General features: G+C 51.6%; 22 protein-coding genes. 1 reads left to right on the top strand and 21 read right to left on the bottom strand.

Features of this window, described 5'->3' with window-relative positions:
- Positions 1-14 precede the first annotated feature (14 nt).
- From KOG47_RS02110 to KOG47_RS02010, 21 genes are all read right to left on the bottom strand, one after another.
- Positions 15-431 carry a GNAT family N-acetyltransferase gene (locus KOG47_RS02110; protein ID WP_215243662.1) on the bottom strand — a complete coding sequence of 139 codons (417 nt, stop codon included), beginning with the start codon at positions 429-431 and terminating at the stop codon, positions 15-17.
- Positions 431-1,369 carry a glycoside hydrolase family protein gene (locus tag KOG47_RS02105; RefSeq protein ID WP_215243661.1) on the bottom strand — a complete coding sequence of 313 codons (939 nt, stop codon included), beginning with the start codon at positions 1,367-1,369 and terminating at the stop codon, positions 431-433. Before KOG47_RS02105 ends, KOG47_RS02110 begins: the two co-directional genes overlap by 1 nt.
- Positions 1,366-2,331 (bottom strand): glycoside hydrolase family protein, encoded by a 966-nt coding sequence (locus tag KOG47_RS02100; protein WP_251125260.1) that lies wholly within the window; start codon positions 2,329-2,331, stop codon positions 1,366-1,368. The genes KOG47_RS02105 and KOG47_RS02100 overlap by 4 nt, the downstream gene beginning before the upstream one ends.
- 48 nt (positions 2,332-2,379) lie before the next feature.
- Complete coding sequence (locus KOG47_RS02095; RefSeq protein ID WP_159562884.1) at positions 2,380-3,078, bottom strand: WbqC family protein; 699 nt, start codon at positions 3,076-3,078, stop codon at positions 2,380-2,382.
- A 14-nt stretch (positions 3,079-3,092) separates the two neighbouring features.
- Positions 3,093-4,073 (bottom strand): glycosyltransferase family 2 protein, encoded by a 981-nt coding sequence (locus tag KOG47_RS02090; RefSeq protein WP_214690502.1) that lies wholly within the window; start codon positions 4,071-4,073, stop codon positions 3,093-3,095.
- Between the two features lie 40 nt (positions 4,074-4,113).
- Positions 4,114-5,166: a dTDP-glucose 4,6-dehydratase gene (rfbB, locus tag KOG47_RS02085; RefSeq protein WP_214690501.1), complete on the bottom strand. Its 1,053-nt coding sequence runs from the start codon at positions 5,164-5,166 to the stop codon at positions 4,114-4,116.
- The gene (rfbA, locus tag KOG47_RS02080) at positions 5,072-6,043 is read right to left on the bottom strand and encodes a glucose-1-phosphate thymidylyltransferase RfbA (protein ID WP_214690500.1); all 972 of its coding nucleotides are present in this window, start codon (positions 6,041-6,043) and stop codon (positions 5,072-5,074) included. Before rfbA ends, rfbB begins: the two co-directional genes overlap by 95 nt.
- Entirely contained in the window at positions 6,040-7,161 is a 1,122-nt protein-coding gene (locus KOG47_RS02075) for a DegT/DnrJ/EryC1/StrS family aminotransferase (protein WP_214690499.1), read from the bottom strand. The genes rfbA and KOG47_RS02075 overlap by 4 nt, the downstream gene beginning before the upstream one ends.
- 25 nt (positions 7,162-7,186) lie before the next feature.
- On the bottom strand, positions 7,187-8,164 hold the full coding sequence (locus tag KOG47_RS02070; protein WP_214690498.1) for a glycosyltransferase family 2 protein: 978 nt from the start codon (positions 8,162-8,164) through the stop codon (positions 7,187-7,189).
- A 14-nt stretch (positions 8,165-8,178) separates the two neighbouring features.
- Positions 8,179-9,291, bottom strand: a complete 1,113-nt coding sequence (locus tag KOG47_RS02065) for a polysaccharide biosynthesis C-terminal domain-containing protein (RefSeq protein ID WP_215243660.1) — start codon at positions 9,289-9,291, stop codon at positions 8,179-8,181.
- Complete coding sequence (locus KOG47_RS02060) at positions 9,255-10,511, bottom strand: ATP-grasp domain-containing protein (protein WP_251131789.1); 1,257 nt, start codon at positions 10,509-10,511, stop codon at positions 9,255-9,257. Before KOG47_RS02060 ends, KOG47_RS02065 begins: the two co-directional genes overlap by 37 nt.
- The gene (locus KOG47_RS02055) at positions 10,420-11,697 is read right to left on the bottom strand and encodes a glycosyltransferase family 4 protein (protein ID WP_214690496.1); all 1,278 of its coding nucleotides are present in this window, start codon (positions 11,695-11,697) and stop codon (positions 10,420-10,422) included. Before KOG47_RS02055 ends, KOG47_RS02060 begins: the two co-directional genes overlap by 92 nt.
- Positions 11,661-12,704 (bottom strand): polysaccharide biosynthesis protein, encoded by a 1,044-nt coding sequence (locus KOG47_RS02050; protein ID WP_159562892.1) that lies wholly within the window; start codon positions 12,702-12,704, stop codon positions 11,661-11,663. Before KOG47_RS02050 ends, KOG47_RS02055 begins: the two co-directional genes overlap by 37 nt.
- Positions 12,705-12,810: 106 nt before the next feature.
- Positions 12,811-13,449 carry a sugar transferase gene (locus tag KOG47_RS02045; RefSeq protein ID WP_214690495.1) on the bottom strand — a complete coding sequence of 213 codons (639 nt, stop codon included), beginning with the start codon at positions 13,447-13,449 and terminating at the stop codon, positions 12,811-12,813.
- Between the two features lie 3 nt (positions 13,450-13,452).
- On the bottom strand, positions 13,453-14,604 hold the full coding sequence (gene wecB, locus KOG47_RS02040; protein WP_215243659.1) for a non-hydrolyzing UDP-N-acetylglucosamine 2-epimerase: 1,152 nt from the start codon (positions 14,602-14,604) through the stop codon (positions 13,453-13,455).
- An 11-nt stretch (positions 14,605-14,615) separates the two neighbouring features.
- Positions 14,616-16,178: an oligosaccharide flippase family protein gene (locus tag KOG47_RS02035; RefSeq protein ID WP_214690493.1), complete on the bottom strand. Its 1,563-nt coding sequence runs from the start codon at positions 16,176-16,178 to the stop codon at positions 14,616-14,618.
- An 18-nt stretch (positions 16,179-16,196) separates the two neighbouring features.
- Positions 16,197-17,243, bottom strand: a complete 1,047-nt coding sequence (locus KOG47_RS02030; RefSeq protein WP_214690492.1) for an EpsG family protein — start codon at positions 17,241-17,243, stop codon at positions 16,197-16,199.
- Positions 17,244-17,258: 15 nt separating this feature from the next.
- Positions 17,259-18,185, bottom strand: a complete 927-nt coding sequence (locus tag KOG47_RS02025; RefSeq protein WP_214690491.1) for a glycosyltransferase family 2 protein — start codon at positions 18,183-18,185, stop codon at positions 17,259-17,261.
- Positions 18,182-19,396, bottom strand: coding sequence for a glycosyltransferase (locus KOG47_RS02020; protein ID WP_214690490.1), 1,215 nt, complete (start codon positions 19,394-19,396; stop codon positions 18,182-18,184). The genes KOG47_RS02025 and KOG47_RS02020 overlap by 4 nt, the downstream gene beginning before the upstream one ends.
- Positions 19,397-19,406: 10 nt before the next feature.
- Complete coding sequence (locus tag KOG47_RS02015; RefSeq protein WP_074035895.1) at positions 19,407-20,105, bottom strand: CpsD/CapB family tyrosine-protein kinase; 699 nt, start codon at positions 20,103-20,105, stop codon at positions 19,407-19,409.
- Positions 20,071-20,829, bottom strand: coding sequence for a YveK family protein (locus KOG47_RS02010; RefSeq protein ID WP_214690489.1), 759 nt, complete (start codon positions 20,827-20,829; stop codon positions 20,071-20,073). Before KOG47_RS02010 ends, KOG47_RS02015 begins: the two co-directional genes overlap by 35 nt.
- A 397-nt stretch (positions 20,830-21,226) precedes the next feature.
- Here KOG47_RS02010 and KOG47_RS02005 point away from each other — a divergent pair, with 397 nt between their 5' ends.
- Positions 21,227-23,128: a beta-glucoside-specific PTS transporter subunit IIABC gene (locus tag KOG47_RS02005; RefSeq protein ID WP_214690488.1), complete on the top strand. Its 1,902-nt coding sequence runs from the start codon at positions 21,227-21,229 to the stop codon at positions 23,126-23,128.
- Positions 23,129-23,140 lie beyond the last annotated feature (12 nt).

Below are 23,140 nucleotides of genomic sequence, written 5' to 3'. Positions count from 1 at the left end.
GAGAGAGATGCGTTTCATAATATACTCTCCATGACGAGCACATCATCGATTCGGTCGAGCTCGCTGAAGCCGTGTCGCATGTAGAAGGCAATCGCCCGTTCGTTCGTTGCCTCGACGTGCAAGTGAATCTTTCGTTTGTTCGTCTGGATCGCTTCTTCGCATAATGCTTCCAGTAAGGCGTGCCCACTACCGGACGGCGCTTCCGGCAACACGCAAATATGGCTGATGAAGACGATGTCCGTATCCATGTAAGCTGCGATTAGCCCGACGAGACGCCCGTCGTTCCAGATTTCATACGACGTCGCCCGTTCGTGCAGCTTCAAAGCGTATGGCTCTAACTCTACCCGCTCCGACAGCTTGGTCGGGAACAGATGATCACACGCTTCAAGATGCGCCATATAATCAGAAACCGTCCCTTGGTCGCGAGTCATCATACATCCTCCAAAATCGCGACACCAAATCCATGTCGCCCAAACTCGTTCCCGTTATAAAGGAGGTAGTGCCGACCGTCCCACTCGAAGACGTGCGGGTAACATTCCATGTCCGCATCCCATCCGTCGGAACTTCGTTCGAATCCGAGTGCCGAATCATCACGCGTCCAGTCCAACAGATTTTCCGAATAGGCGTAACCTAATCGATATCCGCGTAACGGGTCGGTCCGAAAGCCAAAGGTGTCTCGAAAACAAAAAATCATATGGTAGCGTCCGTCCGCTTCGAACACGGTCGGAAGCGCCTGACTCTCGTCCGCGATTGTATCCGAAACGATTCTTCCGTGACGCTTGAACGTCTGTCCATCTTCTGACGTGGCGAGCGCAATCTTATAGGTCCTTTCCTGGACGCCATCCGGACCCTCTTTCCATGTCGTCCCGTAAATGTAATACATATAGTATTGTTCCCGTGTGACCACAAAGGGGTCGCCGACGAGAAACGGTTCCTCGATGCTCGCCGATAATATCGGTCCGTCGCCGAGCCGTTCGAACGTCTCTCCCTCGTTCCGACTGACAGTGAGACCAATCCCCGTTTCGACCGACACAGAGTCTCGACGGCTCCAGCCACTCGTATAGCCATAAAGCCCATCACGCGTCCGCGTGACGTGGAATGGGAAGATCCCGTGTTCGTCGAATGTCCCCCGTTTTCCAAGTGGGATAACCTCATCTATGGACACGTCGATAATGTTGAAATCACGTGTCATGTCCACATATCGGACGTGGCTCTTGAACATGTCACCGTCCGGTTCGCGAGTCGAGAAATAGATGCGCACAAAATCCTCGAAGACGAGCGCCTGAGGGGACTGGGCGAACGAGGAGTACTTCCCGAAAAATCCGTACGGCGCCGGGTCGAAGATGTGTCCGAGTTTCTTCCACTTCATCTCGCTCCCTCCTTGCGCTCCGCGATGCCGAATCCTTCTCGTCCGACTTCATTCCCCAAATAGAGTAAATACCGTTTCCCGTTCAATGTGAACGTATGGGGGTAAGCGACCATCTCGTCATCGAATCCTGATTCGTTCCGCGAGAACTTCATCACGTCATCGTCACGCGTCCAATGGAGGAAATCCGGAGAAGAGGCATATCCGATTCGATAAGTCCGCTCTGGATTCTTCCGATAATCGGTCGCGTCCCGGTAACAGAAAAACATATGATAGCGCCCATCCTCATAAAAGACGTCTGGACTAGCCTGCGCTTCATTGGGAAGTACGCTTTCGATCAAATCGCGTCCCGCCTTCACCCAAGTGACCCCGTCCTTCGACGTGGCCAGCCGAATCTTATACACCGGTTCAGGACGTTCGCCATCCATGACCCACTCTCGTCCGGCGATATAGAACAAGACCCACGTGTCATGGAAACGCCGAATCTTCGGACCGCTCAAGATGAACGGTTCATCGAGTGTATACGATAGGATCGGTCCTGGACCGACACGCTCAAACGAACGTCCGCCGTCTCGACTGATGGCTTTTCCGATATTCACATTAAACGGAACGGACACCGTACGCGTCCAGCCCCCATAATAGGCGTGCACCTCATCCCCAACCTCAATCGCTGAGAACGGATAGACACCAAACTCGTCGAACGTCCCACGTGCACCGAGCTCCAGTATCGGTCGTTCACTCACTCGAAGAATCGAGAAATCCTCTTTTGCGACATCCACATACCCGCTGTGACTGACGTATCGTCCATCGATCGGTTTCGGTCGACAACTGAAGTAGATTCGTAAATAGGTATCGCGTTCCAACACACAAGGTCCTTGTGCGAACGCATCCATCCAGTCGAGTGATGCGTCTCGTTGAGGGCTGAAGAAAAGACGTCGATTGGTCCATTCAAATGATGTATTCAACGTGTTCGTCCCCTTTCCCCTAATTGTTGCGGCATCTATCTCGCCCCATTAGACGAGCGTATAGGCATCGAGTAGTTCACGCATTTTCGTCTTCGAATTGAACATCAAGACATCGATGATGGACAAGTTGGGCGTGAACGGATGACCAAATTGAGCATATTCCACAGCATTCATTTGGATAAAATCAAGCGGCACTCCGGATTCCGCGAAACGCTGTTTGTCATAAAGTTCCTGTCCTCCAATCGCATTGATGTAATGCGATGTACGCAAATGATGACAAATCTCGAGTACCAATTGTTCACACTTCAGCGACTTGTCGTAGTCGAGCGAAGAGGCGACCAATAACTCCGTATCCATCTCGAGATAGTCACGCACTTCCGTCAATAACGTTTCTAGATAAGTGGCGACATTGCGTTCCTCATTTTGAATGATTCGTTCAACCATCGGCATGACGTCGGCATAACTTGGTGCGCGTTGATACGCATGGTGCAATAAGCGCAGTTGATAAGTCTCATGAACTGGATCGAGAATCCGCTCATGCTCACGGATCGTACGATGTTGTGTCATATGATCGATTTTCAGATGGATCGGTTTGATGTGTCCCTCGACCAAAATACGGTTTCGATGAATCCATCCTCGTTTCGCAAATTGCACATGGTCCAAAATAACGAACTGGTCCACCGCGTTCATCAATTGAATATAGCCGAGGTATGGGAAGTAGTACGGCTGCATGATTCCTAATTTCATTTGAGCCGCCTCCTTTAACCGAGCTGGAGCGAGCGCATGCGAATCAACCACTCCATCAAGATTGGATGTCGCACCATCAAGTAGGGACGTAGCCGCTCTCTACCGACAAATCGCTCCACATATTGATCATACCGAGGTGACTTCAGCGCTTGAAAATCTCGTCGAAGTCGATGCAACCCGACCTCGAACGATAAGCGAGAGATTTCGATTTCTTGATGAAATCTGCCATTCGTATAGGAATCGAACGCATCCATCATTCGGATGAACGCCTCGATCCGCTCGATGTCGCGCTCCCTGTTTCGTTGACGCCACTTCGTGGTGACCGACCCGGACACACCGAATCGATATACGCTCATCACCTCAGGCATGTAGTAGGCGTAACCTTGGCTTGCGACGTGAAGTTTGAGCGCGCCGTCGAAGGCAGGCGTATCGCCGATCCAATCTAACAGATGGTCTGTCAGTCCATTTCGGTACAGCATGGACATCGTTGGAATGAAGCCGAGTAGCTGTAACTCCCCGGCATGATAGGTCCGCGGTTCCGTCGAGGCATACTTTCTGTTTTCAGGCATCCACGGGATGACGCGCCATCCGGTATGGAGTGTGTCGTCCGTTTCGACATACGCATCATGAAAACAGAGCGTACAGTCCGGATGGGCTTCCATATAGTCGACTTGTTTCTGCAACTTTTGCGGGTCGGTCCAGTAGTCATCCCCGTCACAAAGCGCGATGTACTTGCCACGCGCCCTCTCTTCGTTCAACAGATTCACCAACACACCTTGAGAATATTGGTTTTCCGTTTGATAGATGACCCGAATGAGGTTTGGGTGCTGTTCTTCATACTTACGCACGATGTCTGCCGTCCGATCCGTTGAGGCATCCTCATGAATGAGGATTTCAAATTCAAAATCTGTTTCCTGCATCAAAAATCCTTCAATCGTTTTGGCGATGTATGGTTCGTGGTTATATGTGATGCAGTCGATGCTGACCATCACCATGTCGATCCCCCCTTCCCCGGGATGATAGAACGGTGCAAATTCAGGAAGAATACATGTCTTGATAATAGGTTTTGTACGCTCCCGAGACAATGCGCTCAACCCATTCCGGATGTGACCGATACCATTCAATCGTCTCTTTGATTCCTTGTTCAAAACGATAGCGCGGCATCCACCCTAATTCGTCTTTCATTTTCGTCGCGTCAATGGCATAACGACGGTCATGACCAGGGCGATCCGTCACGAATTGGATGCGATCATCGGGTAAGTCAAACGCCTGTAAAATCGTTCGGACGAGCTCGAGGTTCGTCTTCTCGTTATGTCCGCCGATGTTATAGACTTCCCCGACCTGTCCCTGCTGCCGAACGAGATCAATCGCTTCACAGTGATCTTGTACATGTAACCAATCTCGGATATGTCCTCCGTCCCCATATACTGGGAGTAGTTGATCAGTCATACAATGGTGCACCATGAGCGGAATCAGTTTCTCGGGGAATTGATACGGACCATAATTGTTGCTGCAACGGGTGATCTTAATCGGTAATCCGTAAGTCTCATGATAGGAACGAACGAGCAAATCGGACCCGGCCTTCGAGGCGGAATAGGGGCTGTTCGGGGCGAGGGGTGTCTCTTCAGTAAAGAATCCCGTCTCCCCGAGCGACCCGTATACCTCATCCGTCGAGACATGGACGAAACAGACATTGTCTCGGTATTCTCGACTGTATTTGTCGTCCGGATATCGTTTCCAATGCCGCATGGCCACGTCGAGCAACACTTGTGTACCAAGGATATTCGTCGAGAGGAACAACTCCGGCTCAAGAATACTTCGGTCGACATGCGATTCCGCTGCAAAATGCACGACTTCGTCAATCTCAAAGAGAGAGAACAGTTCATCAATCGCCGGACGGTCGCGGATGTCTACTTTCCGAAACACGTAGAGCGAGTCGTGCTCGAACGCCTGGACATTCTCTAAATTGCCGGCATAGGTCAAAGCGTCGACGTTAAGGATTCGTGACGTTGGATGTTTGTCCCGAAAGTGTTTTATGAAATTTGAACCGATGAACCCGGCTCCGCCAGTCACTAGGATCGTATGCATTGGTCTGTTCTCCTTCCTCTAGAAGCGATATCAAATACTGTCCGTAATCGGTCATCTTGAGCGTTTGACCGATGTCGGCCAATTGCTCTCGTGTGATGAACCCACGACGCCACGCAATCTCCTCCAGACATGCGATGTAATAGCCTTGCCGTTCCTGTACCGTCTGTACGAAAATGGAGGCTTTGATCATCCCCTCAGGCGTCCCGGTATCGAGCCATGCCATCCCGCGACCGAACAAGACGACGTTCAACTCGCCTCGTTCCAAATACATCTGATTGATTGACGTGATCTCAAGCTCACCGCGTGGGGACGGCTTCACTTGTTTCGCGAACTCGACGACCTGATTGTCATAAAAGTAGAGACCCGGTACCGCATAATTGGATTTCGGGACCGCCGGTTTCTCTTCGATGGACAAGACACGACGGTCCGCATCAAACTCGACGACACCGAATGCCCGTGGGTCTTTGACCGGATACCCGAACACCGTCGCGCCTGACTGCCGCTCTTTCGCATCCTGTAAAAAGCGCGTCAAGTTCGGGCCATAGAAGACGTTATCCCCTAAGATGAGGCAAACCGAGTCGTCCCCGATGAACGATTCTCCTAATATGAAAGCATCCGCGAGACCGACCGGACGCTCTTGTACTTGGTACGTAATCGAGATTCCGAGTTGATGCCCGTCACCGAACAGTCGCTCATACCCGGAGATGTCTTTCGGGGTCGAGATCAATAAAACCTCCTTGATGCCGGCGAGCATCAACACCGACATCGGATAATAGATGAGGGGCTTGTCGTAGATCGGCAATAGCTGTTTCGAGACTGCTTTCGTCATCGGGTAGAGACGCGTCCCGTTCCCACCCGCTAGAATGATCCCTTTCATCGTTCATTCCCTCCTTCAAGGATTACGTCACAAATGCGGTCGACCATCTCCATTGTCATGTCCGGATACAGAGGTAACGTGATCACCCGATCCGAGACGTACGTGGCGTTCGGTACGGATGCGTCGAATGCGTAGCAGGAAAAATCGGTCACGAGCGGATAGAAGTACTTCCGGGCGAGAATCCCATGCTGCGCTAAGTATGCCATCATGTCATCGCGTGCCTCTCTCCCTGGCGTGACGAGAACCGGATAGTACGCATAGTTGGACTCGGTTCGTTCATTCCGGAGGTTCAAGCGAAGAAACGAAGCGTCCCTTAAACGGGTGTCGTATCGCTCGACCAGACGTTTCCGCTTTTCAATGTCGGTATCAATCCGTGGGAGGTTGCACCGTCCCATCGCCGCCTGAAACTCATTCATCTTGGCGTTGCCCCCAACCGATTCGACGGATTCTGGTCCGGTGATCCCAAAGTTGACGGCTTGATGAATCGCCTCGATGTAACGGGTATCCCGGAACGTGAGCACCCCACCTTCAATCGTATGAAACACTTTCGTCGCATGAAAGCTGAACATCGTCATATCGCCGAACGTCGAGACATCGCGCCCGTCGTGCCGGACACCGAACGCGTGCGCCGCATCGTAGAGGACGTGGAGCCCATGGTGTTTCGCGACTTGTTCAATCGCCTCCACGTCACATACGTTCCCATACACATGAACGGGGAGGATGGCCGTCGTCCGTTCCGTGATCAGCGCCTCGATTTTGTCGACGTCAATCGTATAGTCGACGGGGTTGATGTCACAGAAGACAGGGGTGATTTGTTTTCGGATGAGCGCATGCGTCGTCGAGGCGAACGTGAACGGCGTCGTGATGACCTCACCCGTCAATCCGAGCACGTCAATCGCCGTTTCGAGGGCCAGATGACCGTTCGTCAATAAAGAGACGTGCGGGACGTGGAGACGCTGCTCTAACTCTTCTTCTAATGCCCGCACATGCTCGCCACGGTTGCTCAAGTGACGCGATTCCCAAAGGGGACGAATCATCTCGACATACGTATCAAAATCCGGCATACTCGGTCGCGTGACGGGAATGACGGCATCTGCTTCTACATTTGAACCATTCATGGTGAGATCACCCCTTTCCTTTCGCTTAAGCGAATGCTCGGTTTCGTACTTTGATCAGCCACTCCGTTAAATGCGGCTGCTTGATCATCAGGTAAGGTCGGATTCGATCGATTCCGACGAATCGATCGAGATACGCGTCATACCGAGTGGAACGTAACACATCATACTCTCCTTTCAATCGGTGAAGCCCCACTTCAAAAGAGATTCGTGATAACTCTAAATCCTGATGGTATTTCCCATCGGTATAGGCATCAAATAAGTTGATAAAATGAATGAAGTCCTCATGTCGCTTCACGTCACGTTCGACATTCCCCTCGTTCCACATGGTCGTCGCCGACCCTTCCACCTCGTAGCGATAGACACTCATCACTTCCGGCATGTAGTAGGCGTATCCCCTGCTCGTGATATACAAGCGAATCGATGCATCTCGCGCCGGCGTCTCCTCGAGCCATCGCGGGGCGTCACGGAAATCGTTCACATACAACATGGACATCGTCGGAACGAACCCGAGTAACTGTAATTCTCCGGCATCATACGTCCGGGGCACGGATGAAGCAAGCTTTCGATTTTCCGGCATCCATGGAATGACGTGCCAATTCGTGTGGAGCTTCCCACCTGTCTCGACGTACGCATCGTGGAAACAAAGCGTACAGTCCGGATGGGCTTCCATATAGTCGACTTGTTTTTGCAGTTTGTACGGGTCGGTCCAGTAATCATCGCCCTCACAAACCGCGATGTATTTGCCGCGTGCCCGCTCCTCGTTCAACCGGGCGATGAACACGCCTTTTGAATATTGATTCTCCGTCTGATAGATGACGTTGAATTTTTCAGGATATTTCTGAACGTATTCCCGGATGATGTCTGCCGTCCGATCCGTCGAGGCGTCATCATGGATCAGAATCTCGACCTCGAAGTTCGTGCGCTGTGACAAAAAGCCTTCAATCGCCTGAGCGATGTACTTCTCGTGATTGTATGTGATGCAGTTGATGCTCACCATGACCATGATGAATCCCTCCTTTATGAGACTTCCGCGTCCTGTGCGACAGTGGCTGGATAGGTGTCCGGTTGACTCGCGTCGAACGGCTCGTTCACCCACATCACCGTCACTAAATCTTTCACGCCCGTGTTTTCAATATGATGGACGTAACCTGGCGGAATCTCGATAACTTCAAGCTGTTCTTCACTGACATGGAACGAGATGATCTGATTTTGGTCCATCAACCGGAGCCGAATCACGCCCTCACCGCTAACGACGATGAATTGCTCATGTTTCGACTCATGCCAGTGCTCCCCTTTTGTGATTCCGGGTTTGGCCACGTTGACGGAGACTTGACCACGGTCAGGCGTCTTGAACAGTTCTGTGAACGATCCCCGCACGTCCTGATGCATCAAGAGAGGCGTGACCATCCGTTCTTTCGGCAAGTAACTTAAGTACGTGCTGTACAGCTTTTTCGTAAAAGGATCCGATACATCCGGTACCCCTCTAGCCATTCGGACCGCTTCGAACGATTCAATCATTCGGGCAAGGTCGAATAATGTGATCTGGTGTGTCGGGACATCTGAATCGGTGCTTTCTGTTTTATGCAACGCCCCTACAAACGATGCGACGACGTCATCGACATGGGCGAGCGTCAACACGTGATTGGGATGTGTGACCGTGATGTCCTCTCCTCGTGCAATCTGATAACAAAACGTCGTGACCGCACTGTTATAGAATGGTCTCCCCCATTTGCCGAACAGGTTCGGGAGCCGATATATGTGAACCGGTGCCCCGCTCCGTTGACCGTACAGCCGCAAAATGTCCTCCGCTTCTCGTTTACTGTTTCCGTAAGGATTGTCTTGAGTCGCTTGAATCGATGAGGCGAAAAAGACGGGGACCGGATTATAGGACAGCAATTCGGTGGCGATCGCCTCGGTCAAGTCGACGTTTCCCGTCGTGAATTCTTCGACTCGTTCGGGACGGTTCACTCCGGCCACATGATAGACGGCGTCCGCTCGACGCAGATAGCTGCTTCGTTCCACGGATGAGGTCGAACGGGTGATCGGGAGGACGAGATGCCCAGCCCGCTCCAAGGCGTGGACGAGGTGTCTGCCTAAAAAACCGTTCGCACCGGTGACGACGATGTCCATGATTCTCCCTCCGTTTCTTCGGTCGACTTGATGTGTAAGGTCAGCCATCGCTCGGGATGTTCGACGAGTCGAAGCATCGTCTCGACGTCTTCAAACTCTAGAATCAAACTACCGAGTGCTTGATTTGCCCCTTCGAAGCGCGGTACCACATCTCCGACGTTGTAATAGATGTTCGCTTGTCGAATCGTATATGCGTCCTCATCGAAATGGACACCCATGAATCGCCCCGTTTCTTGACTGCCGATGATGAAATAGGCGGACGGTACGGTCACTGGTTTCATCTCGATCGTCACCGGTATCCCGAGTGCGACATCAATCGTCGCCTGGACCAAGTCGACGCCTGTCGCTTGTTCGATGATTTGTGGGATGTAATTCCCTCCGTTCCGTGGACCGATATCCATCAGATAGACGTCTTCTCCTTTGACGAAGATGTCGAAGTTGAACGCGCCTTGCTTGAAGCCGACTTTAGTCAACATGCGTTGCAACGTCTCATGGACTCGCTCAAGCACGTGAGGCGGATGGACACTCGGGAAACTCGCACTGATCGGGGCGAACGGGTTGACTCCGTTCACATTGAAGTGTCCGTTTCCGAAACAACGAAACACCAACTCCCCGTCGACGACAAATCCATCACCCGCTAATTGATAGCCGTCTCGGGTAATGAACTCCTCCACGACTACTTCCTGATTGAATGACATCGTAAATGCCACTCGAAGATGGCGACGAAGCTGCTCAATCCCGTTCCCCCGACTCCATTTGTTGACCCCTTTACTCCCAGAGGCGTCGGCCGGTTTGATGATGTACTCGCCCGCTCGATTCCGTAACGTTTCGACGGCTATTTCTAGTTCGGTAAACGCAAAGGCTTCCGGGACGGCAAAGCCATGTCGCTGTAGGAATGTTCGAAACTTCGCTTTATTCGTCAACGTTTCGACCGTTTCTAGCGAGTTCGTCACTAAACCGAGCGCTTCTCCGACATAGGCGGCCGTTCGCGCCGCCGGGTCGGAGGCATAAGCGACAATCCCATCGATGCCTTCTTCTCTCGCGATGGCGAGGACTGCTTCCCGATCAAGCGTGCTCGTACAGTAATAGCGATCGGCCACGAGTCGACCTGGATTATCCGGTAGATAGTCACAGAGAACGGTGAATATCCCTTGTTGTTTCGCTTTTTGGATGATGGGAACTTGATGCATCGCGCCCCCGAGCAACATCAGCTTCAGCATGGTGAGAATCTCCTTTGCGATAAAGTGGTTGGAGTAAATCGGCGTAGATGGCAGCAGTACTGGCGTTCAGTCGCGGTGTCACGAGTTCTTTCGATTGTTGTCCGTGAGCTTTCAATTTTTCAGGATGTTCCAGATACCGCTTAAGCTCGGTCACGAGTGACGCCACCGTCGGTTCGCATTTGTAACAGTTAATGCCTTCGTGCAGATGTCTCTCAACGTTGTTGACGTCATGGCTGACAACAATCCCCATCCCGGACGCGCAGGCTTCAATGATGCTGATGTTCCCGTTCGAATAGGTCGCCGGTAATACGAGGATGTCCGAACTCCGGTAAACGAGATTCAATCCTTCCCACGACTCGATTTCGTCAAGGAACGTGACGTCCTTCAACTGCTCGTCCTCGATATATCGCCGACACGCATCTGCGAGGTGTCCGTCGCGATTGAGCGACATGGAAAGGTTCGGATATTCTTCTTTCAAGATTCGATACGCCTCCAAGGCGACGAGCGGTTGATAACGTTCAATTAAGCGATTGGCAAACAACAGATGAATCGGGTCATTTGGTCCTTTCTGACGCAATGGGTGCGACATATGCGTCTCGATATCAATCGGATAGGGCGCCGAGACGACTCGTTCGGAAGGGAAGCCTAGTTCCTTGATAAATTGATCGCGTGCGACGTTTCCCATTCCGAAAATCAAATCGGTCCGCTTGAACAGTCGATGAATCCGTGTGGTCTTGTGCAAGCCGTTTTCTCTTGTCAATAACGTCGATTCGCCGCTCGTCTCACCTCGAACGTTTCGGATTGGCTCGCTCATGACGACGACGCGCACCCCGAACAGTTTGACAATTTTTAAGAGAATTGCGTGAAACGGGGTAAAGCCGGCTAGTAGCAAGATATGCGGTCGAAACCGGATGAGTTGGACAAACACATCGAGTGACAGATAGTTCGTCTTTTTCGAGAAATAGGAGCCTCTCAAGACGCGACAGCGTTTACCAAGTGGGATGACCCACCAATCAGGACGTTGATCCGTGATTTGTCTATAAAACCAAAACTCAGTATCAAAATATTTATGGAGCGCGTCAGCGAATTTCACTTGATACGGGGAAGCCATATTGGATAAGAAGACGATTCGTTCTCTGGTCATCACACTCACCCGATTCGTTTCGCGGAAGCGGGAATCGTCCATTTCGCGAGTTCTTCCTGGATGTAAGGTAACGTCAACAAGAGTTCCTTCACTTCCTCCACATCGAGCTGTCTCGTATTGTTCGAGTTGTACTCGCCTTGAGCAGTCAACTCCTGGCTGCCTTCACTGAAGTACTTCTCGTAGTTCAAGTCACGATTGTCGGCCGGGACGCGGAAGAATCCACCCATGTCCTCGGAGACGACTTTCTCTTCCCGGGTCATCAACGTCTCGAACGCTTTCTCACCGTGGCGGGTCCCGATGACTTTGATGGGGAGATCGACCCCGAACAGTTGTTTCACGGCTTCCGCGAGCACACCGATTGTCGAGGCAGGTGATTTTTGGACCATGATGTCACCGGCATGCGCATGATGGAATGCGAAGACGACGAGTTCGACCGCATCGGCCAAGCTCATCAAGAAACGCGTCATGAGCGGATCGGTCACGGTGAGCGGCTCCCCTTTTTTGATTTGCTCCACGAATAATGGGATGACCGACCCACGCGAGGCCATCACGTTCCCGTAACGGGTCCCGCAGATGAGCGTCCGGTCTGGTCCGACCGCACGGGCCTTGGCGACGAAAACTTTTTCCATCATCGCTTTGGAGATTCCCATCGCATTGATTGGGTAGGCCGCCTTATCCGTCGAAAGACAGATGACCTTCTCCACACCCGCTTCGATGGCGGCATTCAAGACATTTTCCGTACCGAGAATATTCGTCTTCACCGCTTCGATTGGGAAAAACTCACACGAGGGAACTTGTTTTAGTGCCGCTGCATGGAAAACGTAATCGACCCCATACATGGCATTTTTGACACTGTTCGGGTCCCGTACATCGCCAATGTAGAATTTTAACTTGTCATGATGATAGCGATTGCGAATGTCTTCTTGTTTCTTCTCATCCCGTGAAAAGATGCGAATCTCTTTGATGTTCGTATCGAGGAATCGCTCCATCACGGCATTGCCGAACGATCCCGTCCCACCCGTGATGAGCAATGTTTTATTGGAAAACATAAGAAGGCTCCTTTCGTAGCTGTCTAGTCTCAGATGTAGGAAGAGCGGTATGTCATCATTTACCCGGTTGGTCTCACTTAAATTGGTAACTTAATGGAAACCGTTATCATTTTTTCGCAACATGCATCATCTTCTTTTCTTCAGACGTCGGGCTCGGTGGTGGCGCCCCTTCCACGATTCCTTCCCGGAGCAAAACGTTCCTGACGGTCAAGGCGATACAGCGCAGATCGAACCATAAGCTCATCTGGCGAACGTATTCCCCGTCGAGTTTCGCCTTCATCTCAATCGGAAGCTCATCGCGCCCCTTCACTTGTGCCCATCCGGTCAGCCCCGGCAGCGCTTCTGTCGCGCCTACCTGTCGACGGGCCTCGACCAAGTCGTCTTGGTTCCACAGTGCGGGTCTCGGTCCGACGATGGCCATCTCGCCTTTTAAAATGTTTACGAGCTGTGGCAATTCATCGAGACTCGTCTTGCGAAGAAACGCCCCGACGCGCGTGATGTGTTTCGTGGAGTCGTTAAACAGATGTGTCGGGACATCGTTCGGGGTGTCTTGATGCATCGTCCGGAACTTATACATCCAAAAACGTGTCTCCCGTAACCCGATGCGCTCCTGTTTGAAAAAGACGGGACCCCTCGAATCGATTTTGATCAAGAGGGCGATGAGGAGCAGAAACGGTGCGAGAAGAAGGAGCGCGACTCCGCTGAGCGTCCCGTCAAAAACTCGTTTGAACGTCATATAGTCCATGGCTCACACCTCTTTCTTCTCGGTCGACACCGGATGTTGCTTCCACACTTCTCGCATCACATAGTCCGTGTAGGACAGCAAGATGCGGAGCACTTTATCGGAGACGTTCGGCATGGCATAATCGTTCACGAGTCGCATCGGACCTTCCGTCTCTTCTAAGATTCGAAGCGCCTGAAGCACCCGTTCCCGCTTCAATCCGACCATCATCGCTGCCCCTTCCTCCATCGCCTCCGGACGCTCATGCGCTTGTCGGATATTCAATCCTTTGATTCCAAGAATCGAGCTTTCTTCACTGATCGTACCGCTGTCCGACAACACGGCCTTCGCATGGAGTTGCAGGTGGACGTAGTCACTGAAGCCGAGCGGCTTGAGGGTACGAATGTTTGGATGGAGACGCACCCCACTCTCACGAATGCGTTTTGCCGTCCGGGGATGGGTGCTGACGATGAGGGGGAGCTGGTACGTGGTCGCGACCGCATTGAGCGTGTCGACGAGATCGAAAAAGTTCTCGTCATCACTGATGTTTTCATCGCGATGGGCCGATACGACGAAATAGGCATCTCGCTCCAAGTCGAGCCGTTCGAGCACGTCTGACCGCTCGATCTTCTCCCGTTGACGATGGAGCACCTCGTACATCGGGCTCCCCGTCTTGATGATGCGGTCCGCCGGTAACCCTTCACGAAGCAGATACTCGCGTGCGATGTCACTATAGGTCAGATTGATGTCGGCGATATGGTCGACGATGCGACGATTCGTCTCCTCCGGGACCCGTTCATCAAAACAGCGATTCCCCGCCTCCATATGGAAGATGGGAATGTGATGACGTTTTGCGGCGATGGCTGCGAGACAGCTGTTCGTGTCCCCGAGTAGCAAGACCGCGTCCGGACGCTCGGATGTGAGCACGGGATTGATGGCGATGAGGATATTGCCGATCGTCGCCATCGGACCATCCGCCGAGGCGTCTAACACATAATCCGGTGTCCGCAGGCCAAAGTCTTCAAAGAAAATCTGATTCAATTCATAATCATAGTTTTGTCCCGTATGAACGAGCACATGATCGATTGCCTCGGAGGCTTCGAGACGTGCCATCACGGCGGACAATCGAATGATTTCGGGTCTAGTACCAACAATCGTCATGACCTTGAGTCGTTTCATCTTGTTCCCTCCTAGGATGTGTGGTGAATGGATAGGATGCGTAGTTTCAATTGAGCGAACACTTGGCGGAACATGGCTTTCTCCGTTTCATCAAATGCGAGTCCCCACATGATGATGGCGTATATGCTGATGAGCACGATTCCCTTCAAGCCGAAGCCGAACCAGTTCGAGGACGGGAAGAAGAACTGGATTCCCCAGCCGATGAGCGTGTACAGGAGAATACCGGGCAAGAGTTTCAGATGGCATTTGCGGAAAAAGCCAAGAATGTCGAGACCGAGGACCCGATGATAAATCACGTTCATATAGAAGACGAGACCGACGATGTTGCCGATGCAAATGGCGATGGCCGCACCAATCGGACCAAAGTGTGGAATCAACAGTGGCGAGAGCGTCATACTGATGGCGGCCACGATAAGGGCTGCGAACGCCCGATACTTCACCTTGTTTTCGGCAATGAGTGTCGTGTTGCCGATGTCTTGCGTCAACGTGATCACACTCGGTGCAATCAAGAGAAGCGCGATCACGTAGGAGTCGGTGAAGTCTGGTCCGACCCATAGGTGCATGAACTCTCGACCGAGGATGAAGAACGAAGCGAGAATGAGTCCGACGATATACAGTTGAATTCGACCGATGCGGACGAAGAGGTACCCGATGGCCTCACGATCGTTTCGGGACAACATCCGACTGACCTTCGGAAGGAACAAATAGCCGAGTGAAGCCGCAATGGTCCAGACGTATCCTTCGATGACCATCCCGACGGAAAAGAGGGCAATCGACGCACTGCCTGCTAGAATCCCTAGCAGGCTCGGGGTGATGTTCAACACGAAGCGTTGGGCAACGAGCGTGATCGTGCTCCAGGATGTGAAACTAAAGATGTCCCGATATATTCCTTTCTCTCGATTCTGAAAGTTGGCGCGGACGAGAGTCTTGCGCCGAATGAAGACGTATTCAACGAGTAAGACGATTGTGCCGACCAGCGCATTAACGATGACAAGGGCATACAACCCATAGCCGAGAAGAAGTGCGGTGACCATCAAAGCGACCGTCCCGACCTTCTCAGCAAGATGTAAGGCACTCGAGAAGAGGAATTGTTCATGGGATACGAGAATGCCAGAGAATGGCTTCGTCGGGAACGAGACGACGATGAACAGTCCCGCGATGACATAGAGCACTTTCAACTGTTCGAGTTCGGTCGCTGTCAAACTCGAGTAAATCGAGTCCAAGAAGAAGTAGACGACGGTGAGGATGAGGAAGAGGACGAGTGAGATGGCGATGAACAGTTTATAGGCGATGCCTAAAAATCGTCCTGCCCGCTCGTGGTCCCCCTCCGCCATATACTTGCTCATGAATCGTGAGACGGCCGCATCGAGCCCGAAGTCCATCGCGAACATACTGATGAGAGAGATGGTCAGCATATACAACCCGTAACTCGCCTGCCCGATTTCATGAATCATCCACGGCGTATAGATGAGACCGGATAAGATGCCGAAAAAGATCTGTGTGTAGGACATGACCGCTCCAATCTTGATTTTGCGGTTACTGGCTGCCTCGTCTAGCGTCATGCGTGTCGACATATGCTTCACCTCCTCGTTTTACCAAAAGAACGAATACACCGGCGCTTCGCGAATAAACAAGAGACCGAGCAACATAACTGCCGAGTAATAGACGACGAGTCGTTCCCGCCGCTCGAACGTGCCGACAATCTCTGGAATCATCAACAATAGGAAGAGTGAAAAGTATTGGACGAGCCGCATCATGGACGGGTTTAAGAATGTCAACGGCAAGAGACAGGCGGCGAGTAACAACGCATTGAAGAAATGGATGGCGGATGGATTGTTCGCTAAAATTTGATCTTTTCGCCATAGTGCCATGAAGAGAACAGAGAGCAACATCAGACTGAAGTTGACCGCCCCGGCCCCTTCCATGGCGCTGTAGGTTTCATAGCCAGACACTTGAACGAGCAGATCGAAGAACGAATTCCGGAAGACGAACAATCCGATGACGACCCCGAACATGGTCATCAAATACGCTTTGGTCAGTTGCTTGTTCGCTAAAAAGTAGAACGGGACGAAGATGAGCGAGGATTTATGAATCGTCATGGCGATGCATACGAGCAGAAGGAACCAGCCCAACTTCCGCGCCCGCACGAAATGGTATCCGACGAGCACGACGAGCGCGGTCGCCACCGTTTGGCGTAAGCCGGTGACGGCGAAGAATTCGTAGAAGAGGACCGAAAAGAGCAGGAAACTGATGAGCGGTTCGCTCGAGTATTTGTAGATGAAATAGCCGAGTGGGATCATGAAAATCATCGCGATGAGCACGAGATACACTTGATAGTCCGTAATCACATACTGGATGAGACGTTGGAACAGGTAGAAACCCGGGTCCTCGCTCTCAGTGAAGACGATTTCAAAGAAGCGGTCGGTGAACGCACCGAGCGGTAACGTTTGCGACTGAAGGAAGAGTGCCTTGTACTGCGCGGTATCTGCCCCGACGGTGACGTCTCGGAAGCCTGACAAGACGATCCATTGAATCGTGGCGAAAGATACGAACCAAGCACGGCGACTCGGAATCTCGTGACGGATCAACAACAGTCCCCAACCGACCAACAGCGCCATATTGACTAAATAGATCGTCATCTCAACCCCTCCTTTCTAACGATAAATCAGATTGGTCATCCCTCGATATAGAGACAGCAGGTTTGAAAACAGGATACCGTTCCAGCGAAGCCACCGATATTCCAGCGGTCCAAAGTAACGATTCACATCATGTGTCGTTAAGTACTGTTCCCGTACGTCCGCCGCATTTTCTTTAAACGTGTGCTTCAGAATGATGGCGGTCAATTCCTCTCCGTTATCACGCACCTCGACGTCCTGGAGTAGCCGCTTCAGATAGCGATTCGATTCCATCGTGGCTCGATATGCGATTTTTTTCGTCTGTTGCTCGCCGTGAATCCGTGAATAGACGAGCGGCTCACGCATCACGTAAAAGTCGAACCCATCGAGCGCCAACTCGACCCAGCAGATCCAGTCTTGAATGAAGCGGTCCTCTAACGAAAAACGCCGATGTTCGAACGCTCGTCGCGGAATCAAGAGCGCGCATCCGTTCAAAGTCGAGGACAACAGCAAGTGACGGAACATGTCCTGACTCGAATAGAATCCGCTCACTTTCCGTTGCACCCGTCGGATTGCCTCCCCATTTTCGTCAATGAACGCCGTCCCTGTGACGACGATTGTCTGGTTCATCGGGAGATGTTGCTCGTGCAATGCGGCGAGCTGTCGTTCGATCTTTGTCGGTTCGTACACGTCATCGTGACTGAGCCAGGAGAAATAGTCTCCGTTCATTTCTTCAATCCCACGATTCAACGCACTCGAGACGCCCCCATTTTCCTTTTCCACGTAGCGAATTTTCTTGCCGTAACTTGTCGCAATCGCCGCCGTTTTCCCGTCATCAGTCGAGCCGTCGTTGACGACGATCACTTCAATCGAAGGATGCGTCTGGGCTAAGGCGCTGTCGATACATGTCCGTAAATAATCGCTCCCGTTATAGACGGGGATGATGATGGATACGAGTGGTGTCATAAAGCGTTCCTCACTTTCTCGGTTTGCAGCTCCTCATACACGTGCAGGTAGTCCTCCGCCCGGTCGAATAAGTCGAACCGTTGACGCGCTTCGTTCGCACAAGCGATTCGTGAGATCGAGGCGTGATGGAGACGATCGAGTCCGTCCATTACATCTTCGACCGATCGCGTGGCGACGACGACACCGGTCCGTTCTGTCACAAGTTCCGGACTGGCCGTGGAATTGAGGACGAGAACTGGCGTGCCACAGGCGAGTGCCTCTGCCGTCACGTTTCCAAATGATTCTTCCTCTGACAGGTTCAACAAGACGTCTGCCGCGGCATAGTAAGAAGCCAATTCGCTCGGGTCATGTGTCTCCTGAACGTGAAGCACATTCGCCGGCAGGTCATGTTGTTCAGGCATCTGTCCGACTAAGACGATTTGGTCGGACGGTCTGGCCGTGGCCAACTCCATGAAGGCAGACAATCCTTTCGCCTCCGTCCAATGGCTCGCCACACCGAGAAGAATGTGTTGTCCCGTCAACCCGAGGCGTGCCCGAAGTGGGGCTACCTCTTTCGGTGTGAACGTCTCCAAATCGACCCAGTTGTAGATGCGACGAATGATGGAGGCGTGTTGCAGAATCGAGAAGTGGGCTTCCATCGTGATCCAATCCGACACTCCCACTACTGCCAAGCGTGGAATGGCGTCGTACCATTGGCGCTTGTCCGCCAACATCTCGCCGGTCCGGTCTAAAAACCAGCTCGGGATGTCTTCTTTTAAGAGCGGGCATTGTCCACATCCATCCTTCCAGCGCGTACATCCGACCGCCGTATAGTGGGTACATTTCCCGGTGAATAGCCAGCAGTCGTGAAGCGTCATGACGGTGGCGATGTCCTGCTTCGCCAAATACTCAAACAACGTCTGAAGATGAAGGTAATTGGCGTGAAGATTATGAAGATGAACCACGTCCGGCCGAAAGCTGTCCATGAAGGCAATCAAGTCAGCGGTCGACCGTTTAGACGTGTACCCTTGGCGCCCCGTCACGCGGGCGTGGAGCGCATGTCGCTTCGTTTCCCACGCCTGTCCGACTACCACACTCGTCTCGGTCACCGGTCCGGTCGCATGGGCGATTCGGACGTTGTGTCCGTAAGAGGCATGAACGGATGCGAGCTCTTTACACATCCGACCGGTGCTTTTCACTTCGTTGATGGCATTGATGTGTAGAATATTCATGTCCGAGACCTCACTCGTATGCGTAGTAGGTGTTGTTATCACGAGAAGAACGTTTGTTGAGGACGAGGCCGAGAAGTTGTGACCCGGTCCGTTCAAGTTGTTCTTTCGCCTTCAGGACGAGCTGACGATCTGAGTTCTCGCAACCGATCACGAGAATCGTCCCATCGGATACGTTGGCCAACAGTCGAGCATCGGCGACGTGCATCATCGGAGGTGTGTCGACAATCACGATATCAAACTGTTCACGCAAATCACTCAGGAGGTCCGTCATGCGTGACGAGGCGATCAGTTCGGTCGGATTCGGTGGAATCGGACCGGCCGCCAGCAAGGTCAGACGCGGAATATCCGTTTTTTGGAGCGCATGTTCGAGCGTGACGCGACCGGCCAATACGGTAGACAATCCCGCATGTGCTGACATCTGAAACGTTTGGTGTGCCGTCGGTTTGCGCATATCACAATCGATGATGACGACATTTTTTCCGAGTTGCGCATAGACGACCCCTAGGTTTGCCGCCGTGGTCGACTTCCCTTCCCCGGACGAAGCGGAAGTGATCGTGATCATCTGTAACTTATGGCCGACGGACGTGAACTCCAGATTGGTCCGAATTGTCCGATATTGTTCAGAAATCGGTGACTTCGGATTCGCCAACGTGACGAGATCCCGTTTTTTATAATCAAGACGATTGGCGTTCTTTTTTCGACCGAACATGCGAAACGTCTCCTTTCACTTGGGGTGTCGCTTCTTTCACATTTTTCGTTTTCAAATCCCGGCGTTCGATTGTCGGAATCGATCCGATGACTGGCAAATCCAGCAACCGTTCCGCTTCTTGCTCATTCCGGATGCGTTTATCAAAGACGTGGCGTAATAGACCGATGAATCCACCTAACAAGAATCCGGCGAAAAGACCGATTGCCGTGTTGAGCAGTACGTTCGGTGAGACAGGCGCTTCCGGAATTTCGGCTGGAGATAAAATTCGAACGTTGTCGATGTTCATCAGATCCGGAATTTCAGAAACGAACACTTCACTGATCACATTGGCCGTTTCCGCTGCCACGACCGGGTCGTTCGCGGTGACGAACACATTGATGACTTGCGATTCCTCTTCACTTTCTACGGTGAGTGCATCCGAGAGCGGGTCTGGTGCGCTCGGCACCTGTTCTTTGACTTTCTCAAGAACAGCCGGGCTCTTCATGATGACGCGATACGTATTGACGAGTGAGAGCGAGGATAACACTTCCGAACTGTCTACGCGGTTGTCTTCTTGTTGTGTAACGAGTAGCACTTGTGTGGACGCCTCATATTTCGGCTGGATGAATGAAGTGCTCAAATAGTAAGCTAAGAGTCCGACGAGAACCATACTCACGAACATCCATTTCTTACTTTTCTTGAGAACTTCCACGAGATCGCCCACGATCGTCGTTTGTTCCTTCATGTTGGTTTCCTCCCTACAGACAGATTAAATGACCGAAATCAGGCGCAGGTTAACTGTAGTACCTTCTTACCCCCTTCATCTTGATAATTGAAAAGAAGGATTTATCATTTTTTCGCAACATCATGTCATGATGCCGTTCCGCTTTCTTCTTTTACGTTGTAGGGAGAGTCGAAAAACAAAAAAAGTAAAATGTAAGCGTTGACATTTTGAATTGCTGCATGCTACATTTCAATTATCAAATAACAACTGAACGGTATCCTGCGCAGGAATGTTACCTTTAGTGGGCATAACCTGACTCGAGTCGGATGAATGACGTGATTTCACGTTCTTCGTTTGACACGGGTCAGGTTTTTTATTTGACGCAAACCAAAATTATGGGAAAAGGAAGGGAACGGACATGAAATATGAACAGCTCGCACGCGATATTATTCAACATGTTGGCGGGAAAGAGAACGTCAATAGCGTCGTCCACTGTATCACCCGTTTGCGTTTCAAATTAAAGGATGAACAAAAAGCAGATACCGAAACCATCAAAAACATGGATGGGGTCGTCACGGTCATGAAGAGCGGTGGTCAATACCAAGTAGTCATCGGGAATCATGTACCAGAAGTGTATAAAGCCGTCGTCGAGGTCGGCGGATTCCAACAACAGTCTCCAATTGAAGAAGAGAACGCTCCAAAGGGATCGTTGTTCAGCCGTTTTATCGATATCATCTCTAGCATCTTCACTCCTGTGCTCGGCGTCTTAGCAGCGACCGGGATGATCAAAGGATTCAACGCCCTGTTCGTCGCACTCGGTTGGCTCGACAATACGTCAGGTACGTATCAATTGTTGAATGCCATCGGGGATTCGCTGTTCTACTTCTTCCCGATTTTCCTTGGCTATACGGCCATTAAGAAATTCGGAGGAAGTCCGTTTATCGGGATGGCCATCGGGGCGTCACTCGTCTATCCGACCTTATCGACGCTGACGGCTGGAGACCCTCTCTATACGGTCTTTGCCGGAACCATGTTCGAGTCACCGATTCATATCACGTTCCTCGGTGTTCCTGTCATCTTGATGACGTACTCGACTTCCGTCATTCCAATTATTATCGCGGCATTCTTTGCAGCAAAACTTGAGAAGTTCTTGAAGACTGTCATTCCAGACGTCATCAAAATGTTCATCGTTCCACTACTCACTTTGTTGATTGTCGTACCACTCACATTCATCTTGATTGGACCAATCGCGACTTGGGCAGGGATGCTTCTTGGTAGCGCCACGGTCGCTGTATATAACTTGAGCCCGCTCGTCGCCGGCCTATTCCTCGGTGGATTTTGGCAAGTGTTCGTCATCTTCGGTCTTCATTGGGGGCTTGTCCCGGTCGCCATCAACAACTTGACGTCACTCGGGGCTGACCCGATTCTCGCACTTGTGTTTGCAGCATCGTTCGCACAAATCGGTGCCGTGCTCGCAGTCTTCTTCAAAATTAAAAATCAAAAGATTAAAACGCTCACAATTCCGTCCTTCATTTCAGGTATCTTCGGTGTGACCGAGCCCGCTATTTATGGGGTGACGCTCCCCCTCAAAAAACCGTTCATCATGAGCTGTATCGGTGGTGCTGTCGGTGGTGGAATCATGGGTGTCATGGGTACACAAACTTATATCATCGGGGGGCTCGGTGTCTTCGGCTATCCGTCCACCATCTCGCCTGAAGGCATCACAACTGGTTTTTATGGTTCACTCATCGGAACGGCCGTTGCTTTCATCGTCGGGTTCGTCTTGACTTACCTCTTTGGCGGTGTCAATCAAGCAGCAACCGCGACACCACAATCAGAAGTTACACCGGTCGCCAAAGAAGTATCTGCGACAACTGTCAGTCAGGAACAAGTCGTTAGCCCGCTTCAAGGAACTGTCGTCCGTTTGAAAGATATCTCGGATGTCGCCTTCTCATCTGGTTCACTCGGTCAAGGTGTTGCCATCGAACCGACGGAAGGGAAACTGATCGCCCCGGTTTCCGGTACCGTGTCTGCCCTCTTCCCGACACATCATGCCATCGGGATCACAACGGAATCAGGGGCTGAAATCCTGATCCATATCGGTATGGATACCGTTCAACTAGAAGGGAAGCATTTCAAAGCACACGTCACACAAGGTGAATTTGTCGAAAAAGGACAACTGCTGATCGAATTCGATATCGACGCGATCAAGCAATCAGGTCGTGCGTTGACGACACCTGTGATTGTCACGAACCGAAAAGCACTCTCACCAAACTACGCCTCACATGTCCAGACGGGCGATCCGATTTTCATCATCTAATGAATCAAGTGG

This window comes from Exiguobacterium sp. s121 (genome assembly GCF_018617245.1).
GTDB classification, from domain to species: domain Bacteria; phylum Bacillota; class Bacilli; order Exiguobacteriales; family Exiguobacteriaceae; genus Exiguobacterium; species Exiguobacterium profundum.
Note: the sequence above shows the minus strand (reverse complement) of the source record. Positions and strands in the feature narration are given on the sequence as shown.

Coding starts and splice junctions, on each gene's coding strand:
- KOG47_RS02110 (WP_215243662.1), bottom strand. CDS start 431: ATGACTCGCGACCAAGGGACGGTTTCTGATTATATGGCGCATCTTGAA.
- KOG47_RS02105 (WP_215243661.1), bottom strand. CDS start 1,369: ATGAAGTGGAAGAAACTCGGACACATCTTCGACCCGGCGCCGTACGGA.
- KOG47_RS02095 (WP_159562884.1), bottom strand. CDS start 3,078: ATGAAATTAGGAATCATGCAGCCGTACTACTTCCCATACCTCGGCTAT.
- KOG47_RS02090 (WP_214690502.1), bottom strand. CDS start 4,073: ATGGTGATGGTCAGCATCGACTGCATCACATATAACCACGAACCATAC.
- rfbB (WP_214690501.1), bottom strand. CDS start 5,166: ATGCATACGATCCTAGTGACTGGCGGAGCCGGGTTCATCGGTTCAAAT.
- rfbA (WP_214690500.1), bottom strand. CDS start 6,043: ATGAAAGGGATCATTCTAGCGGGTGGGAACGGGACGCGTCTCTACCCG.
- KOG47_RS02075 (WP_214690499.1), bottom strand. CDS start 7,161: ATGAATGGTTCAAATGTAGAAGCAGATGCCGTCATTCCCGTCACGCGA.
- KOG47_RS02070 (WP_214690498.1), bottom strand. CDS start 8,164: ATGGTCATGGTGAGCATCAACTGCATCACATACAATCACGAGAAGTAC.
- KOG47_RS02065 (WP_215243660.1), bottom strand. CDS start 9,291: ATGGACATCGTCGTCACCGGTGCGAACGGTTTTTTAGGCAGACACCTC.
- KOG47_RS02060 (WP_251131789.1), bottom strand. CDS start 10,511: ATGCTGAAGCTGATGTTGCTCGGGGGCGCGATGCATCAAGTTCCCATC.
- KOG47_RS02055 (WP_214690496.1), bottom strand. CDS start 11,697: ATGGACGATTCCCGCTTCCGCGAAACGAATCGGGTGAGTGTGATGACC.
- KOG47_RS02050 (WP_159562892.1), bottom strand. CDS start 12,704: ATGTTTTCCAATAAAACATTGCTCATCACGGGTGGGACGGGATCGTTC.
- KOG47_RS02045 (WP_214690495.1), bottom strand. CDS start 13,449: ATGGACTATATGACGTTCAAACGAGTTTTTGACGGGACGCTCAGCGGA.
- wecB (WP_215243659.1), bottom strand. CDS start 14,604: ATGAAACGACTCAAGGTCATGACGATTGTTGGTACTAGACCCGAAATC.
- KOG47_RS02035 (WP_214690493.1), bottom strand. CDS start 16,178: ATGTCGACACGCATGACGCTAGACGAGGCAGCCAGTAACCGCAAAATC.
- KOG47_RS02030 (WP_214690492.1), bottom strand. CDS start 17,243: ATGACGATCTATTTAGTCAATATGGCGCTGTTGGTCGGTTGGGGACTG.
- KOG47_RS02025 (WP_214690491.1), bottom strand. CDS start 18,185: ATGACACCACTCGTATCCATCATCATCCCCGTCTATAACGGGAGCGAT.
- KOG47_RS02020 (WP_214690490.1), bottom strand. CDS start 19,396: ATGAATATTCTACACATCAATGCCATCAACGAAGTGAAAAGCACCGGT.
- KOG47_RS02015 (WP_074035895.1), bottom strand. CDS start 20,105: ATGTTCGGTCGAAAAAAGAACGCCAATCGTCTTGATTATAAAAAACGG.
- KOG47_RS02010 (WP_214690489.1), bottom strand. CDS start 20,829: ATGAAGGAACAAACGACGATCGTGGGCGATCTCGTGGAAGTTCTCAAG.
- KOG47_RS02005 (WP_214690488.1), top strand. CDS start 21,227: ATGAAATATGAACAGCTCGCACGCGATATTATTCAACATGTTGGCGGG.